Origin of the sequence: Vibrio sp. T9 (assembly GCF_003123985.1) — a bacterium.
Taxonomy (GTDB): domain Bacteria; phylum Pseudomonadota; class Gammaproteobacteria; order Enterobacterales; family Vibrionaceae; genus Vibrio; species Vibrio diabolicus.
Window position 1 is genome coordinate 305,530 of the sequence record NZ_NIGY01000001.1, and the last position, 17,825, is coordinate 323,354.

Below are 17,825 nucleotides of genomic sequence, written 5' to 3' on the forward strand. Positions count from 1 at the left end.
CCAACACACAAAATGTAAACAAGTTGTTACCTTGGCATTTTATCTTGGCAACGTAGCTCAAAAAGTAAAAGGGGATGGAAAGTCTATTGCACCCTATCTCTATCCGATTTATTCATTTGATCCTGCAAAACATCAAAAGTAATGTTTCGTGACGCTTCATACAGTTCGAAAGACTCATCGGTCAGAATCGTGTCATGGATACCCCTTTATTGATTCACCTCAGTTTTATTCAAAAGTAACTGTGCCATAAGTGGTGCTCTGTTCCCTATCGAGCCCTAGCCACAGTGCTTCACGCTCGATCAGAAAAAGAGACATCTAATGACACACATCAATCAAGAACGCCTAGTTGAACACTTTTGCCAACTAGTACGTATCGACAGCGAATCAAAAAACGAAAAACAAATTGCAGAAACACTGGCAGAACAGCTAGGCGAGCTAGGCTTTACCGTGCACAAGCTTCCAGTGCCTGAGCACATTTCTAACGGTTTTAACTTGTACGCCCGTTTAGACGGCAAAAAAGACGGCTCTATCCTAATGAGCTGTCATATGGATACGGTCACTCCAGGTATTGGCATTGAGCCAATCATCGAAGACGGCATTATCCGTTCAAAAGGCAATACGATTCTTGGTGGCGATGATAAATCTGGTATTGCTGCCATCATGGAAGCCGTTCGTTGTATTCAAGCGGAAAACCGTGAGCACAAAACGTTAGAACTTGCTTTCACCGTGTATGAAGAAGGCGGTTTATTCGGTTCACAATACTTCGATATGTCACACGTCACTTCAACGGAAGCAATCGTGTTAGATACGGGTGGTCCTATTGGCACTATTGTGACCGCAGCCCCAGGCCAGCAAAAAATCGTGGCAACAATCAAAGGTCGACCAGCACATGCAGGGCTTGCGCCAGAAGAAGGCATCAGTGCGATCATGGTGGCGGCAGATGCCATCAACCAAATGAAGCTGCTTCGCATCGACGAAGAAACGACAGCCAACATCGGTGTAGTGAATGGCGGTCAGGCCACAAACATTGTTATGCCTGAATTAAAAATCGTGGCAGAAGCACGCTCCCTGAATGGCGATAAACTAGATGCTCAGGTCAATCATATGATCTCAACATTAGAGTCTGTCTGTGAAAAACACAGTGCAGAAGTCGACATTGAATCTAGCCGAGCCTACGATGCATTTGTTATTGAAGAAAACCACCCACACGTTAGCGCTATAAAAGCGGCGTTTGCAGAGTTGGGAATTGAGGCTTTCACAAAAGGCACTGGCGGCGGTAGCGATGCTAACAACTTTAACAAGAAAGGTCTCACAACGGTCAATCTTTCAACTGGCATGGCAAAAGTACACACGACAGAAGAGTTTATCGCGGTAAGTGATATGGTCAAAATCACTGAGTTCGTAAAACATTTCCTAGTCAGTTAACGTCGTACCTTTTGAAGAGCAGACGAACTACCCTCCCCTTTTAGCGCGCGCTTGAAGGGGATTTTTTATTTGCGCGAAACAAAGCCTACCCCGTAATGCAGACTTAGCACCAGCTCCATATCAATCCCCCCAGCTCACTTTTTGATACCAAATAGCCCAACATTTGGCACCCTGTTACAACATTGTTAAAACTCGATTGTGTGGACAATTTATACAATATACATTTCTAGCATCTTTCAGGATGAAAAGAGTGAGACAAGGATGAAATTACCTAAGTTGCTTCTGTTAGCATCGATGATGAGCCCAATACTGGCAACATCAAGCTATGCCGCGCCGTATCCCGCAGGTGTGACCCTCGATGAGACACAAGAAATTACGCTAAACAATGGGGCTGAAGTTACTTCTATTGACCCAGCCAAGCAAGCCGCAGAGCCCGCTTTTAATCTCGGTCGAGACCTATTTGAAGGTCTGGTCATTCAAGATAAGCAAGGTAAAACCATTCCTGGTGTTGCTGAGTCTTGGTCAGTCAATGACAACAATACGGTTTATACCTTCCACTTACGTGATGCAAAATGGTCCAATGGCGAAACGGTCACTGCACAAGATTTTGTCTACAGCTGGCAACGCTTACTGAATCCAAGCACTGCTTCACCATACGCTTGGTTTGCGGCCATTCCAAATATCGAAAACTCGCAAGCCATTATGAAGGGCGAAGCCGAGCCTGAGTCTTTGGGCGTGAAGGCGCTGGATGAAAAAACATTCCAGGTTACACTCGAAGCGCCTATTCCCTTCTTTACGAAACTATTAAGTCATCCAGTGCTTGCCCCCGTTCACAAAGCGACCGTAGAAAAATATGGCAACCGTTGGACGCAGCCTGAGCATATCGTTACAAATGGTGCGTTTACTGTCTCTGAATGGAAAGTTAACGAAAAAATGGTGATGGTTAAAAACCCACATTACTGGGACGCAAGCAATGTAGTGCTGGAAAAAGTCACCTGGCTACCAATTGGTGATGCAAACGTAGTGCTAAACCGCTACCTAGCCGGTGAGATAGACCAAGCGGTTTCAATTCCTGCCGCTCAGAAGAAAAAGTTAATTCAACAACGCCCACAAGAAGTGGCAAGCACCAGTGCGTCTCTTGGCTCCACATTCTATTACCTCAACACTCAACAAGGACCAACAAAAGACGTGCGGGTCCGTAAAGCCCTCTCATATGCCATTGACCGTCAACTGTTAACGAGTGCTATCTTGAGAAACAGTGGGGTTCCAATGTATACCCTTGTGCCACCTCAAACAGATGGTTTTAAATCTCACACTCCTGAGTTCGCAACTTGGAACCGTCATAAACGTATCGAAAAAGCGCAGCAATTACTGTCAGAAGCTGGATACGATAAAAGCAATCCGCTTAAGTTGACGTTTACCGTACCAACTTTCTCGATGGACGTAAAAATGGCAACGACCATGGCAGGTATGTGGAAAAGCCGTTTGGGTGCGCAAGTCACAATAAAACAGCTAGAACCGAAAGTGTTCTACGCACTTAAAGAGCCGACCGACATTACTCGCGGCGGCTGGACGGCCGACTACAATGAAGCCTCTACATGGTTGGATATCTTCGTTTCTAGTGGCGAGTACAACGATTCTCGTTATAACAACCCGCAATACGACGAGTTAATGGCTCGCTCAAAGACCATGAGCAACCCATCAGAACTGTATCTACAAGCAGAAAGCATGCTGATTGAAGACATGGCCATTATTCCTATTTATCGTCCGGGTAACGATCAATACCTCATCAAGCCTTACGTGGGCGGCTACGAACTGACAAACCCTGAGTCGTCGTACTACCGCAAGAATGTCTATGTGAAAGCCCACTAAAAGCATGTTTTCGGTCTGAGTCGGCAAGTTCAATGTTTACTTGTCGTTCCTCATATCTCTCGGTGGAGAAGGCAACCTGAGCTCAGACCATTTTTTATTCATAACCGTTCGAAGTGATTTCGGATGACCAAAGGATGATGGATCATGATTTGGTACATTGTTAAGCGATTAGCTATCGCTATCCCCACGCTTCTATTCATCGCACTCGTATCATTTTGGCTGATGCACATTGCACCAGGGGGGCCATTTGATATGGAACGGCCTATGCCAGAAGTGGTACGTGCGAATATCGAAGCAAAATTCCATTTGGACCAGCCCTTCCTTACTCAGTTTTGGATTTACATTGGTAATTTCATACAAGGAGATCTAGGTCCGAGCTTCGTTTATCAAGACTTCAGTGTTACACAGCTCGTCGCACAATCATGGCCTGTTTCAGCAGTATTAGGCGTACTCTCTTTTTGTATCTCCGTTCCACTTGGCATGTTACTTGGTACCATTGCGGCATTGAACCGAAATAGCCGCCTAGATTACGGCCTGATGACACTTTCGATGACTGGAGTTGTGGTTCCGGCTTTCGTGCTTGCTCCAGTTTTAGTCATGATCTTCGCTATTCAGCTCGGCTGGTTCCCTGCTGGTGGTTGGGAAGGAGGAAAGCTGGCTTTTCTTGTTCTTCCCGTGCTCAGCCTGGCGATTGGTTCCATTGCAAGTATTGCACGCGTCATGCGTGGCGCAATGATTGAAACGCTCAACCAGCCATACATTCGAACGGCAAAAGCCAAAGGTTTGTCCACAACCTACATTTTATTCCATCACGCTTTGCGACCATCCTTGATTCCCGTCGTTGCGATGCTCGGCCCTGCGTTTGTGTCTGTCGTGACAGGCTCGGTGATTATCGACATTTTCTTTGGTACAGGTGGCATGGGACAACACTTTGTGTCTGGGGCTCTCAACCGCGACTACGGCCTAGTAATGGGCATTACTCTGATTGTCGCTTCACTCACTATCTTCTTTAACCTTGTGGTCGACTTGCTATATACGATTATCGACCCTCGTATACGCGTTTAGGAGTCCGGCATGTTAACGATCAAAAAACTGGATACACAAGCTCTTCAAGATCAAGTCGTCGACAATATTGAAGCCGTCGAAGGTCGCAGTCTTTGGCAGGATGCATGGACTCGATTTCGTAAAAACAGAGCCGCGATGACATCAGTGTATGTTTTGGCGTTCATTACCTTATGCATCACCTTCGGCCCCTCTCTTGCCGCTTTTGGCCATGATGAAATTGACTGGGAAGTGCTCATCGATCCATACGAGCTAGGGAGACCTTCACTGAGCAGTGGCCATTACTTTGGTACTGATGACCTCGGGCAAGATGTCTTTGCTCGCACGATGCAAGGCGGCAGGCTCTCTATTTTGGTGGGTTTTGTCGGGGCCTTAGTCGCCGTTGTTATTGGTACGATTTGGGGAAGTATTTCCGGCTATCTTGGCGGCGTTGTCGATAGCGTAATGATGCGCATTATTGAGGTGCTCGATTCGGTGCCATTTATGTTTATGGTTATCCTGTTTGTTACCCTTTTTGGCAACAACATCTACCTGATTTTTATCGTGATCGGAATGGTATCTTGGCTGGGCATTGCCCGTGTTGTACGTGGTGTCACCTTCGGTCTAAAAAAGCGAGAGTTCATCGAAGCCGCACACTCTATTGGGGTTTCTAAATTGACAATTGTCCGACGCCATGTTCTGCCGAATGTGCTTGGGATCGTGATGGTTTATTCCTCCTTAATGGTACCAGGGTTCATTATGTTCGAATCGTTTTTGAGCTTCTTAGGACTTGGTGTTCAACCACCAGACACGAGCTGGGGAATCCTAATCTCCGAAGGCGCAAAAACGATTGACGTTGCATTGTGGATGCTGCTTTTTCCCTCTCTGTTTTTAGTTGCCACCCTCTTTTGTTTTAACTTCATCGGCGATGGCTTGCGTGATGCTCTTGACCCGAAAGACCGATAAGGACAAACCCATGCTATCTATTGAAAACATGAACGTGCGCTTCGATACGCCAGATGGGCAAGTGCAAGCGGTCAGTAATCTCTCCTACTCGATTAAAGCGGGCGAAACTCTTGGGATTGTTGGGGAATCAGGTTCGGGAAAAAGCCAGTCTGTTTTCGCATTAATGGGGTTAACCGCGGACAACGGCGCCGTGTCTGGCAGCGCGATGTTCCACGGTGATGATTTACTCGCGATGTCTAAAAAGCAGCTCAACCGCATCCGTGCAGAGAAAATCGGAATGATCTTTCAAGATCCGATGACGTCACTCAATCCATTCATGAAAATTGGCAAACAGCTTTGTGAAGTTCTCATGATTCATAAAGGAATGAGCCGAAAACAAGCAAAAATTGAATCGATTCACATGTTAGATGCGGTGCGTATTCCCTCTCCCGAAACTCGGATGAATCAATACCCTCACGAGCTATCTGGCGGAATGCGTCAGCGAATCATGATAGCGATGGCGTTGTTGTGTAAGCCCGAGTTGTTAATTGCAGACGAACCAACCACCGCATTAGATGTAACCGTTCAGGCTCAAATTTTGACGCTATTACGAGACTTACAACAAGAGTTCAATACGGCTATTTTACTGATCACTCACGATATGGGCGTCGTCGCCGAGATGTGTGATCGCGTATTGGTCATGTATGGTGGTCAAAAAATGGAGCAATCCGATACCGAGACATTGTTCGCTCAACCTGCGCATCCCTACACTCAAGGCTTGCTAAAGGCGATTCCTTCCATCACTGAAGACATGCCGCGTTTACCAACCATCCCAGGTAACCCACCAAGTGCGTTGATTAACCATCAAGGGTGTCCGTTTAGAGAGCGGTGCGAGCATCGAGAGACGCGTTGCCAATACGAAACCCCACGGTTTTCTCCATTAAACACGAGCCAGTCCATTGCCTGTCACGTTAACGCACCCAGTGTTATCACTCCTATTCAAATAAAAGCTTAAGGAGGCATTATGAATAAAAAAGAAGTCCTCATGTCTGCTCGTGATTTAAACGTCCACTTTCCTGTTTCGCGTCACCTTATTCCAAGTCGACGTAAAATCGTGAAAGCGGTCAATGGTATCGACTTAGATGTTTATCGAGGTGAAACACTTGGCATTGTGGGGGAATCAGGCTGCGGAAAATCAACGCTTGCACGCGCCTTACTTCGCTTAATTGAACCCACACATGGCGAGTTGACTTGGAAAGGTCAAGACATGCTCGGGTTTAGTAAAAAAGAGCTTTCCTCTCGACGTAGAGAATTTCAGATGGTGTTTCAAGACCCATCCGCTTGTTTGAATCCGAGATTAACCATCTCAGAATGCATCGCCGAACCACTGCTCACCCATGAGCCACAACTTAAACGAGCAGAGGTAGAAAAGCGTGTCATCGCTATGATGGATAAAGTGGGTCTCTTGGCGAGCCAGCGAAACCGCTATCCACATGAATTTTCCGGAGGTCAATGCCAGCGTGTGGGCATTGCCAGAGCGTTAATTCTTAATCCAGATTTGGTCGTGTGTGATGAACCTGTTAGTGCGCTAGATGTCTCCATACAAGCTCAGGTCATCAATCTTCTAGACGATCTTAAACAAGAAATGGGGTTAACACTGGTGATGATTGCGCACGACTTAAGCGTGGTGCGCCACATCAGCGACCGCGTTATGGTGATGTATCTTGGTAAACCTATGGAAGTAGGACGTTACGATAAAGTATTTGATGATGCTCAACACCCCTACACCAAAGCACTGTTATCTGCTGTCCCGATAGCTAATCCGCAATTAGCACGTGACCGTGAAATACAACTATTGCCCGGCGATCTTCCTTCTCCACTTAACCCACCGAGCGGTTGCGTTTTTCGTACTCGATGCCCAGAAGCTACAGAAGTATGCGGGCAACAGAACCCAATAAAAACAGGCTCGGAGCAGCATCATATCTATTGCTCAAATATGACTTTAGGAACCATTTAATGAACAATACTAACTCAGTAAACCAACGCCTTACGTTATTGCGTGAGGCAATGTCCTTTCACAACGTGTCTGCATATATCGTGACCAACAATGACCCGCATAACAGCGAATACTCAGCGGATCATTGGTTAGCGCGAAGCTGGATTTCAGGTTTTACCGGCTCAGCAGGCGATGTCGTCATTACCCAACAAGGTGGTGGCCTTTGGACTGATGGTCGTTACTATATTCAAGCTGAAGAACAGTTACACGGCACAGGACTTGAACTGTTTAAAGCCAAACAACCAGAAACGCCGACAATTGCCAAATGGCTGGCTACCACGCTCCCAGAAAGCAGTATTGTCGCAGTTGACGGGCGCGCCATCAGTTACGCTTTTTATCAAGGCCTCAAACAAGCCTTTGAAGCGAAAAACATTAAGATCATTCTCGACCTGGATTTACTCGCACCGATTTGGCTTGAAAGACCACCTCGCCCAAGTGCACCCGTATTCGAGCACCCCACCGCTTTTGCTGGCGTTGACACAGAAAATAAGTTAGCGAGAATCCGTTCTTGGTTAACCGAGAACCAAGTAGATAGCTTATTAGTGTCAACGCTAGATGATGTCATGTGGACAATGAATATTCGAGGTGGTGATACGAATTATTGCCCAGTTTCTGAAGCTTATCTAATCGTAGAGCAATCACTTGCGACACTGTTTATTGATAAAGCTAAACTGCCTCAAGACGTTGAAAAGTCGTTGACCGAGCAGAGTGTACACATTCGCCATTACAACTACGTAAGTCAGTATTTGAATCAGCAATGTGAGGGATTATCGCTCGCTTTTAGCACGACCCACACAGACAGCTTATTGGTGAGTTCGATTGAACGGAATGTGAATCTAAAGCCAATGGCTTGCCCTGTAACGGCAATGAAGGCCATAAAAAATGCGACCGAGCTAACTAGCCTAGAACAGGCATTAACGGACGATGGTGTGGCAATCGTAAGGTTTATGAACTGGCTAGAAGAGCAAGTTCCAAGCGGATTCGTTACAGAATTGTCTGCTGAGGCACAACTGAATCACTATCGCCGTCAAACCCGACATTATGTGAGCGACAGTTTCCGCACTATCGCAGGCTTCGCAGCTCACGGGGCAAAAATGCATTATGCCGCCGATGAAGAAAGCAATGCAGTAGTCAATGAAAGCAACTTCTTTCTCGTCGACTCTGGTGGTCAATACCTTGGCGGGACAACAGACATCACCCGAACTTTCCACTTCGGGTCACCGACCATTAAGCAGCGCAAAGATTATACCTTGGTGCTCAAAGCGGTCATCCGACTGACTCAGACTCGATTCATGAAAGGCTCTACGGGTGCCAATCTTGATATCATGGCGCGTGGCGTCTTATGGCAACATGGTATTGATTACAAGTGCGGCACTGGACACGGCGTGGGCATTTGCTTGAATGTTCACGAAGGCCCACAAAATTTCTCGCAAAGCCACCGCGAGGTTGAGCTAAAACCAGGTATGGTCATTACTAATGAACCAGGCGTTTATCGCGAAGGTGAGTACGGGGTAAGAATAGAGAACATTCTTAAAGTTGTAGAAGTAGAACAAAATGAGTTCGGCACGTTCTACGGTTTTGAGACCATCACTCTTGCTCCAATTGCGACCAACGCCCTTGATTTATCAATGCTAGATCAAGCAGAGCTAGACTGGCTTAATCATTACCATTCACGTGTCTATCAGGCGCTTAGCCCTTTTCTTGATACGCAAGATAAAAACTGGCTTCAACGCACAACCCAACTTCTTGAGAAATAGGATATCAGCAAGTTTTATAACGTTTTCATTTTCATCTCAAACTCCTTGTTTGCCAGCCTTCGGGCTGGTCTTTTTATAGAGATAACGGCGTGAAAAACAAAAACGCCCCGCAATGTTAGCGAGGCGATCAATTAAATTAAAGTGATGCTCAGAAATGTCCTACTGACGACACTTCTGAGCATCAAAATCAACGACGATGGCGGCATTCTCAAAGTCACCAGATACTTTAACGTAGCCCCAATAGTTACTCTGATTTGACAACGTAATACACTCTCCATTACCAATATTATCTGACCACCCGTGAAGATTAGTATCATCCGGCCAACCAGAGTTACTGTATTCAAGCTTTAGGTTGCCCGTACCATTCCCCGCCGTTATCGCCAGGTTTGAGCTCTCATTCACCGCTGGTACGCTCAGCCAAATGGTTTGTTGATTTGCCAAGCAAACTGGTTCTCCTGCTGTTAAGCGCCCACCGCTTACTTTACTTTGCACCGCGCAGTCTTGTGGCAATGTGTCATTACCGCCCAACGCTGAGATAACAACAGTATGAGTGGCGGTTGCCGTCAAGCCTTCACTGTCTGTCACACTTAGGCTGACCGAATACTCCCCTTCACTCCCATATTGGTGCGTCGGCTTGGTTTGTGTACTTGTCGAGCCATCACCGAAGTCCCATAAGACGCTGACGATCTTCCCGTTTGGGTCTGTACTGTTTTCACTGCTAAATGTAATGCTTTCACCGACTTTCCCCTTGTTGTTTGCGGTTATGACTGCATTAGGTGCACCATTTGAGACAAGGGCTTGCTGCCACTGCTCAAACTCACTTTGATATAAATTCGCCCATTGGGTGATCGTTGCTTTGTAATTGCTCCAATTCCCTTGGCGTGTTTCCACCAGCATTTGGTTTACGTCATCTTTATGATTTTCAAACATAAAACGTACAGCTAAGTACCCCCAACGATAAATTCGATCGACATCAAACCCATCATAAGTAGTCTCGAAAATCTCACTTAAGGTATACGTCGAGCCGTCTAAAATCGTCTCAAGTGCTGCTTGGTTGTCATTTTCTTGAGCGACATACTCTGCAATACCTTCACTCCACCACACTATTTTTTCAGTTGGATGACTAAACCCTCCATAGAGATCAAATCGACCATCTAAGTAATGCACATATTCGTGCTCTAGGTTCCAGACAAAGTGATCCGCGTTCGCATAAGAGGCTTCATAAGCAATAAAGTTGGGAATATTCCCCGGCTGGGAAGGGTCGCCCTCCAAATACATACCGCCATTGTCAGTACTAATATCGAAAATTGGCCCTGCGTACTTACCATAATCGGTGCTTGAATCGAAGATATTGACTTGGAGCTGAGTGTTGTAGTCATCTTTTACTGGCTGTTCACCAGTTTCTAATGACTGATGAAAGTAACCCTCTTCGTAGCCCATTTTAGAACATGCGGCCGCGTGTTGCTCTTGCGTCATATTCTGAGACAAAATTCGGATTGTCGGGCTACAAGTATAAGTTTGCGATAGCACCAAGCCTTTTAGCTCAGTTTCGAAATTACAAATTCCGAACTCACTACAATCTGCGTAATATGAGGCGGTGTCCGCCGCCGCAAGCCAAATCGCGTCACCCCGACCATACATTTCGTACTGTTCAAAGATTCGACTCAGCTGACTCTTCACCACAGAACTCGCGTTACCCGTATACTTGGTCAGACGCCCGAGCTCTCGCCCCGCATTCGCGGCCATAAACTCATCTTCAGCACCGATTGATGACGCCCTCAGAGCAAAATCGCCTAAAGCTTTGGCAAGGTCCGTTTGGTTGCCAATTATTTGCACAAATTGCTCGTTCCACTGCCCACCAAACAAAATAGTGAAAACACCATTAACCGCATTGCGCATATACCAGTGCTGAGCGTATTGATCATTCCAACGTGTAAGCCACTGGGTCACTTGCGGTAAGTACGCGTGCTGCAAGCCGGCACTATCCATAGTGATGATGACCTCACTAAGCACTTTGCCGTGACGGTCGCTGTTCTCGTAGAAGTTTGCGTTATTAACAAACGCATCCACTGATTCTTTCACCGCTGGTGTGACCCATTCAATAAATGAGATGTTGTCATTGTAAAACTCGGCGTAATAACCCGCGCGTAGGTATAAGAACAACGTTTCTAGTTCATCGCTCCCGCCACCTGTATACCCCTTCGCCAATGTCGTAGTGTGCTTAGCGATGTTGTACATATGGTCGGAGCTAAATACCGACTCTTGAACCCGACTTTCAGCAGAGAATAACTGGTTCACACACGTCGCGCCCTGACTTAAAATTTCGCTGATCAATTGGTTACTGCTTTCGGTAACCAATGCCTCCAAATCACAAGCAGTGCTCGACTCCTCAAGGCTTTCAAGTGACTGTACTCGAGTTGCCTTAGAGGGCTGAATTGGGAGAGTTGCGGTTGGTTGGTATTCAACTCGATTGGATTCAACACCGTGTGTATGAGCCGAATGTGCATGTTGCTCTGTAACTTGAGAAACTGGCTCGCTTAACGCAAATACGCCAGTGCTGGTTAATGTTGTCGCAATCGCGACACTCAAAATCTTCAGTTCCATCTAATTTCTTCTATATTGAGTTTTCCTTAGATGCATTACGTCTTTTGCATCGCCACTGCCCTTATTACTGCAAGAGCATCTCCATATAATCTACTCGCAAGACAAGAAGAAACATTTTGTTAACAACTGGGTATGGCGGTATCAGTTTTTGGTACCAGAAGGAACACGGAGTGAGCTTTAAAAATTCGTATTTGTTAAAAAATAGAGATGAGCTAGAGAAGAAACGTGTAGTTAAACGGGTATACCCAGCACGTTAAATGGCTAGGTATACTCCAAAGCGGGTCGGTAAAAATTCGCGAATCAAAGCCCCTAAAGAAGGAATCGGACAATGGGCTAATACTCTGTAGGTTCTAGGCTGCTTTGTGGTCGAAGAGTGCGGTAATTTGTTCTTTTAACGCGTGCAAAAATTCGGTATTTGGTGTGTTTTCAAGGTACATTTCATACTCTTTAGAATTATAAAAGTACTCATGCGCTGATGCGTTAAGGATCTTACTAAAAGACAGTGTTTCCAATTCATCTTCAAGAGCACGGCAACTCAATTCACCATACCCTGAGTCGCTATCTTTAGCGAATTGGGTTTCAATGTTGCTGATATATAAAACACAATCCTTGATAAAGAGCTCAACGTTACTTATGCGCTGTTCGATATCTTTAAGCTGACCGCTGTTCCACTTAGACTTTTCTTGCTCGAGCTTATCAATAAGTCCACTTTCACGTAGTCTGGTATTGTTATCTTTAATTCTTAGTAACTCATCGAGCACTTTATTAAACTCAGACTCAGCCCTAAGTCTTAAGATTTCCAACTCCTTGGAGAACAGCTTTGCTTTTAACTCACTTGCTTGATACAAGCCAGATATAGCAGCATTTCTTTTAACTCCAAACATAAAAATCCACCCAAAAGATACTTACTAAAAAGTAGCACACAAAAAGCAAGATAGAAGACGCGAGGTTTTCGTCAGCACGCTACACATTACTACCTAATCTCGATTGTAACGTAATAAACAGAATTTTCATCACTTAGAACCACCAACTATTTGAATGAAAATCACACAGTTACTTTGATAAAAGTATTTATTTTAGAAAAGGCAATCCCAAGTATGTAACGGTATAAAATTGACACTATAAAAACAAAAACGCTCACACTCTACTACCAAAGTCAAATATCAATGTCAGAGATTGGACAAAACACTCACTATTTACAGTAATGAAAAGCCACTATTTCATTGAGAACCAAAATTTCAACATACTACATCGGACTATGCTGATCATAGACGGGGTTACTGATGAAACGTTAGAATGCCACTACTTTAGTAATCTTCCATAATATTTATGACCGACGCTGATATTGAGCTACAACACCTTTGGATAGAAGTCCAAGCCGAACGCTGGCAAAACCTGCCACGCTTTTTATTCAGTTACTACTGCTACAAGCACAACCTTGTCAGTAAAACCAACAAAGTTTGCTGGGAGACGGCACGTGCAAACCTACCCGCTTCAACATCAATAAAAGAGCGAAAAAAGGCGGTGGTTGAACCGTTAGTCTCTGAGGAAACCGTCGTTGGGTTATTGAAAACCATCAGCAAAGATGGGGAAATGACGTTTGACGTGATGGTAACCACACTTAATACGTTTTTGCACTATGTTGTGATTAGCAAGGAAGAAAAAGCGCAACTTAAATCAAACATGCCAGCTAGTTGGTATCAGCAATCGAACAAGTCGCCTTTGGCACGTTTCGAGCAAGCTGGCATTAAGCTACAAGAATGATATGTCAGTCATCGCTGACGACAAACACAAAAGAAAAGCGCCTACAATAAGGCGCACTTGGTCAAAAATTGAGGTGCCCCTAAATAAAAGTGCATAGTGACCAACAAAGAAAAAGTCTGGTTATTCTTGAATGCCCCGAATGCGTGCATTACGTCTACGTAAAACTTCTAATGTCACGAGCAAACACACCGACATAAAAATCAACAACGTAGCGACCGCCAATATGGTCGGACTAATTTGCTCTCGAATTCCTGACCACATCTGCCTCGGAACGGTTTTTTGTTCTGCCCCAGTCAGGAATAACGCCACCACAACCTCGTCGAACGAGGTGCCAAAGGCAAACAAGCCGCCAGAAATCATCCCCGGACGAATCAGCGGAAAGGTAATGTGTCTGAAAGTATAAACAGGGTTTGCTCCTAAGCTAGCCGCCGCTTTTACCAGGCTATGATCAAAGCCGCTTAAGGTCGCAGTAACGGTAATGACAACAAAAGGCGTACCTAACGCGGCGTGTGCCAAAATGACGCCTAGATAAGTTTGTGATAAGCCAAGGCGTGTGTAGAAAAAGTACATCGCAGCAGCAGAGATAATGACTGGTACGATCATGGGTGAGATCAACAGCGCCATAATGGTATTACGAAAAGGCAAATTACTACTGGCTAAACCCAACGCCGCCAGAGTTCCCAGCCCTGTTGCAACGAGTGTCGCCATAAAAGCAATAAACGTGCTGTTTTTCAGCGCCAACAGCCACTGATCACTAGTAAACATTTCTTGATACCAGCGAGTAGAATACGCTGCCGAATCAAGGTTTAACATCCCCTCGGTAAAAGTAAAGTAAGGCGTTGCATTAAACGATAACGGGATGATGGTCAGAATTGGAGCGATTAAAAAGAACAGCACCACCCCACAAAAAGCTAAGTAACCTGCGTAAGCAACTCTCTCTACTTTTGATGCATAGTTTGGTAATGCCATGGTTATCCTCCTACCTTAAGATTATTCATGCCAACCACACGGTTGAACATATAAAACAGAACCAGTACAACGAACAAAAGCAGTCCACCCAATGCGCCAGCCATCCCCCAGTTCAGTGATGTCTGCATATGATAGGCAATCATATTGGAGATCATCTGTCCGCTTCTTCCACCAACCAAAGCGGGCGTAATGTAGAAACCAATAGAAAGAATGAAAGTGAGCAAGGCCCCCGCACCTATCCCCGGTAACGTAAGCGGCATATAAACTTTGATGAACGCAATGAAAGGCGTCGCGCCTAGAGAACGAGCGGCACGGAAATAAGTTGGGCTAATTCCTTTCATTACGCTATACAGAGGCAGGATCATAAACGGCAACAGAATGTGAACCATAGACACCACCGTTCCGAAGGTATTGTGAATCATCTGAATTCGCTCGGAAGTAAAACCCGACCAAATAAGGAGATCATTAATGACCCCTTGGTTTTGCAGCAGAACAATCCAAGACGTGGTTCTGACTAATAATGACGTCCAAAATGGCAGCAGCACAATGATTAAAAGTAAGTTCGCGCGCTTATCACGTAAATTGGCAAGCAGGTAAGCAACGGGGTACGCCATCACCAAACAAATTAAGGTGATTGAAATAGACATCCAAAAAGTTTTAAAGAAAAGGTCGACGTATATTTGGCGTTTTTCTGGTTGGGGCTCAATGTCTCCAAACTCATTCACTTGCAAGTCTAGCGCAGCAAGATAATGACTGAATGTTAATGCGCCACTAAGATTCTTAAACGCCGCCCAATATTTAGGATTAGTCCATCGCTTATCAAGCTTGGCCAACAGTGTCACCGAGCTAGGCAGCGACGTCAAACGAGACAACTTTCTACCTGTTTTCATCAATAAGCTGCGCATACCAGACTCTTCAATATTCATCCGGCTGGCTATTTTCGGTAGCTCTTTGCTTTGATAAAGCGCAAGTACTTCAACAGAGAATGCCTCAATGACTTCTTGATGAGGCTGACCTTGATAATCCCAACTTTCCAAGGCTTGAATAGTTTGTGGCAGTGACTGGGATATTTCTCGGTTATCCACGCTTCGATAAAGCATGTCGAGGATAGGAAAAGCAAACGTAAGCAGAATAAAACACACCAATGGCGTTGTGAGCATAATGGAGCGAAGCTTTTTTCGGCGCTCCGCCTTTTGCAACTGCGCTTTCAGATTGGTTTCTTGTTGATGAACTTGACGTTCGATTTCCAATACAGAATCTAATGCGGTTAGCTCTCGACTCATGCTGCTACCTCGCTACTTTGAGTTTGTGTCCCATCAAGAGCATGGCAATCGTCACTTTGCCAACCAATACGACAAATTGAGCCAGGCGTTAACTGCAAGTGTTTACGATTATCGTTAGGTACTTTAACGATGAAGTGACCAACGCTCTCTACTTCGACGACCAGACGATAATGATCACCGTGATAAATCAATTCTCGTAAGACACCCGAGACTTGGTTCTCACAAGACGCTTTCTCTGGTTGAATAACAATCTTTTCTGGTCGAATGGAAAGTGTTGTCCTCTGCCCTTGCTCAGAGACTCTGACAGGTTTCGCAGTAAATAACTCTTTCCCAACGAGCACTTGGCAATACTTTCCGTTCCACTCTTTGACTAAACCTGAGAGTTGGTTGTTTTCTCCAATAAACTGCGCAACAAACGTATTACTCGGAGATTCATAAAGCTCGGTTGGTGTCGCGAGTTGTTGCACTTCGCCGTGATTAAAAACCGCAATACGGTCGGACATAGTGAGAGCTTCGTCTTGATCGTGCGTCACATACAAAATGGTGATGCCAAGCTTTTCATGCAAATGTTTAATTTCCATCTGCATTTGCTCACGCAACTGCTTATCTAATGCGCCGAGCGGTTCATCCATCAATACGAGTTTAGGCTCAAACACTAATGCTCGCGCTAGCGCAACACGTTGTTGTTGACCACCTGATAACTGCTTTGGGTATCGAGTCGCAACATGCTCAAGCTCGACCATTTCTAATACACTCTGAACTTTGCTTTGAATCGTGTCACTGTCGAGTTTTCGCACCTTTAAAGGAAACGCAAGATTCTCGGCAATGGTCATATGTGGAAACAACGCATAGTTTTGAAACACCATACCGATATCGCGCTTGTGCGGCGCGAGATGATTAACGGGAACGCCATCGATATAAATGTCTCCACCGGTCGCGGTTTCAAAGCCCGCTAGCATCATTAAGCAAGTGGTCTTGCCCGATCCTGACGGCCCCAACATAGTAACGAACTCTCCAGGAGCAATATCTAAGTTGAAGTCTTTCACCACCAAATTCGTGCCATCGTAGGTTTTCTTAACGTGTTGAAAGCTGACATAGTCCTTGTTTTCCGTGCTCATGACTTCCCTCTTCTCATTTTTTGAATATTACGAATGAGTAGAGCGTCAGTTAACGCTCTACTAAACAGCACAATTACAGATTGTATTTGGATAGGTCTAAGCGGGTTTCTAACGCATGTTCAACCATTTGAATGACTTGTTGACGCTCTTCACCTTGTAAAAGTTGGCGTGGCGCACGAACTTGTTCAGATCCACGCCCGCAGACTTGCTCGGCCAGTTTAATGCACTGAACCAGCGTAGGAATGGTGTCTAAACGCAGCAGCGGTAAGAACCAACGGTAGATTTCTAACGCTTCAGCATAACGACCTTGGCTTGCCAGTTTATAAATCGCGACGGACTCTTCTGGGAATGCGTTGGTTAAACCAGAAATCCAGCCAGTCGCACCTAGCATCAATGATTCAAGAGCGATGTCATCAACACCACTGAACACGGTAAAGCGGTCATCAAATTTATTGTAAAGCTCGGTGATACGACGAGTATCAGTGGTCGACTCTTTGATAGCTACAATGCTTTCAAACTCAGCCAGTTGCGCCATGATATCGAGGTTTACATCGACACCATAAGCAACCGGGTTGTTGTAAATCATGATTGGCATTTCTGGCGTTGCTTCTGCTAGCGTGCGGTAATATTCGAACGTTTCGCTCTCAGACGTGCGGTAAACCATGGCAGGCATCACCATACAACCATCGATACCAATTTTGTACGCATCCTGCATGTAATCAACAGCTGCTGTGGTAATAGACTCTGCTGTACCAGCAATCAAAGGCACACGGCCATTTACGACTTCTTTTGCCGCTTGCAAGACCTGGCGTTTCTCCTCCGGGTACAACGCGCAGTTCTCACCGACAGTACCCAAGCAGATAATGCCATTCACACCATCTTTAATCTGGTTGTCTATAACAGTTTGCGTTGCGTCTAAGTCGATTGACTGATCTTGACGAAATTGCGTACTGACCGCCGGATAAACACCTTTCCAATCAATTTTCATGAA

The 17,825-nt window shown here is 45.4% G+C and carries 14 protein-coding genes; 8 read left to right on the forward strand and 6 right to left on the reverse strand.

Annotated features, from left to right (window positions below):
* The first annotated feature begins 318 nt into the window (after positions 1–318).
* The 7 genes from CBX98_RS01370 to CBX98_RS01400 all read left to right on the forward strand — a co-directional run bounded on the left by CBX98_RS01370 (position 319) and on the right by CBX98_RS01400 (position 9,096).
* On the forward strand, positions 319–1,425 hold the full coding sequence (locus CBX98_RS01370) for a M20/M25/M40 family metallo-hydrolase (RefSeq protein WP_109168415.1): 1,107 nt from the start codon (positions 319–321) through the stop codon (positions 1,423–1,425).
* A 261-nt stretch (positions 1,426–1,686) separates the two neighbouring features.
* Entirely contained in the window at positions 1,687–3,297 is a 1,611-nt protein-coding gene (locus CBX98_RS01375) for a peptide ABC transporter substrate-binding protein (RefSeq protein ID WP_109168416.1), read from the forward strand.
* A gap of 144 nt (positions 3,298–3,441) precedes the next feature.
* Positions 3,442–4,362, forward strand: a complete 921-nt coding sequence (oppB, locus tag CBX98_RS01380; RefSeq protein ID WP_005377838.1) for an oligopeptide ABC transporter permease OppB — start codon at positions 3,442–3,444, stop codon at positions 4,360–4,362.
* Positions 4,363–4,371: 9 nt separating this feature from the next.
* A complete protein-coding gene (locus CBX98_RS01385) occupies positions 4,372–5,304 on the forward strand; it encodes an ABC transporter permease subunit (protein WP_074191232.1) in 933 nt (310 codons plus the stop codon).
* Positions 5,305–5,314: 10 nt separating this feature from the next.
* Positions 5,315–6,298 carry an oligopeptide/dipeptide ABC transporter ATP-binding protein gene (locus CBX98_RS01390; RefSeq protein WP_109168417.1) on the forward strand — a complete coding sequence of 328 codons (984 nt, stop codon included), beginning with the start codon at positions 5,315–5,317 and terminating at the stop codon, positions 6,296–6,298.
* A 9-nt stretch (positions 6,299–6,307) separates the two neighbouring features.
* Positions 6,308–7,300, forward strand: a complete 993-nt coding sequence (locus CBX98_RS01395) for an oligopeptide/dipeptide ABC transporter ATP-binding protein (protein ID WP_053306923.1) — start codon at positions 6,308–6,310, stop codon at positions 7,298–7,300.
* Positions 7,300–9,096, forward strand: coding sequence for an aminopeptidase P family protein (locus tag CBX98_RS01400; RefSeq protein WP_109168418.1), 1,797 nt, complete (start codon positions 7,300–7,302; stop codon positions 9,094–9,096). Before CBX98_RS01395 ends, CBX98_RS01400 begins: the two co-directional genes overlap by 1 nt.
* Positions 9,097–9,255: 159 nt before the next feature.
* On the opposite strand, the gene CBX98_RS01405 is transcribed toward CBX98_RS01400, so the two are convergent.
* Both CBX98_RS01405 and CBX98_RS01410 read right to left on the reverse strand, forming a co-directional pair.
* Positions 9,256–11,700: a collagenase gene (locus tag CBX98_RS01405; RefSeq protein WP_109168419.1), complete on the reverse strand. Its 2,445-nt coding sequence runs from the start codon at positions 11,698–11,700 to the stop codon at positions 9,256–9,258.
* Positions 11,701–12,050: 350 nt separating this feature from the next.
* Positions 12,051–12,584, reverse strand: coding sequence for a hypothetical protein (locus tag CBX98_RS01410; protein WP_012841894.1), 534 nt, complete (start codon positions 12,582–12,584; stop codon positions 12,051–12,053).
* 445 nt (positions 12,585–13,029) lie between these two features.
* Here CBX98_RS01410 and CBX98_RS01415 point away from each other — a divergent pair, with 445 nt between their 5' ends.
* On the forward strand, positions 13,030–13,464 hold the full coding sequence (locus tag CBX98_RS01415) for a hypothetical protein (protein ID WP_172605909.1): 435 nt from the start codon (positions 13,030–13,032) through the stop codon (positions 13,462–13,464).
* A 120-nt stretch (positions 13,465–13,584) separates the two neighbouring features.
* On the opposite strand, the gene CBX98_RS01420 is transcribed toward CBX98_RS01415, so the two are convergent.
* From CBX98_RS01420 to CBX98_RS01435, 4 genes are all read right to left on the reverse strand, one after another.
* On the reverse strand, positions 13,585–14,433 hold the full coding sequence (locus CBX98_RS01420) for an ABC transporter permease (RefSeq protein ID WP_109168421.1): 849 nt from the start codon (positions 14,431–14,433) through the stop codon (positions 13,585–13,587).
* A 2-nt stretch (positions 14,434–14,435) separates the two neighbouring features.
* On the reverse strand, positions 14,436–15,716 hold the full coding sequence (locus tag CBX98_RS01425) for an ABC transporter permease (protein WP_109168422.1): 1,281 nt from the start codon (positions 15,714–15,716) through the stop codon (positions 14,436–14,438).
* Entirely contained in the window at positions 15,713–16,834 is a 1,122-nt protein-coding gene (locus CBX98_RS01430; protein WP_048626301.1) for an ABC transporter ATP-binding protein, read from the reverse strand. The genes CBX98_RS01425 and CBX98_RS01430 overlap by 4 nt, the downstream gene beginning before the upstream one ends.
* 73 nt (positions 16,835–16,907) lie before the next feature.
* A complete protein-coding gene (locus tag CBX98_RS01435) occupies positions 16,908–17,822 on the reverse strand; it encodes a dihydrodipicolinate synthase family protein (RefSeq protein WP_047008681.1) in 915 nt (304 codons plus the stop codon).
* Positions 17,823–17,825 lie beyond the last annotated feature (3 nt).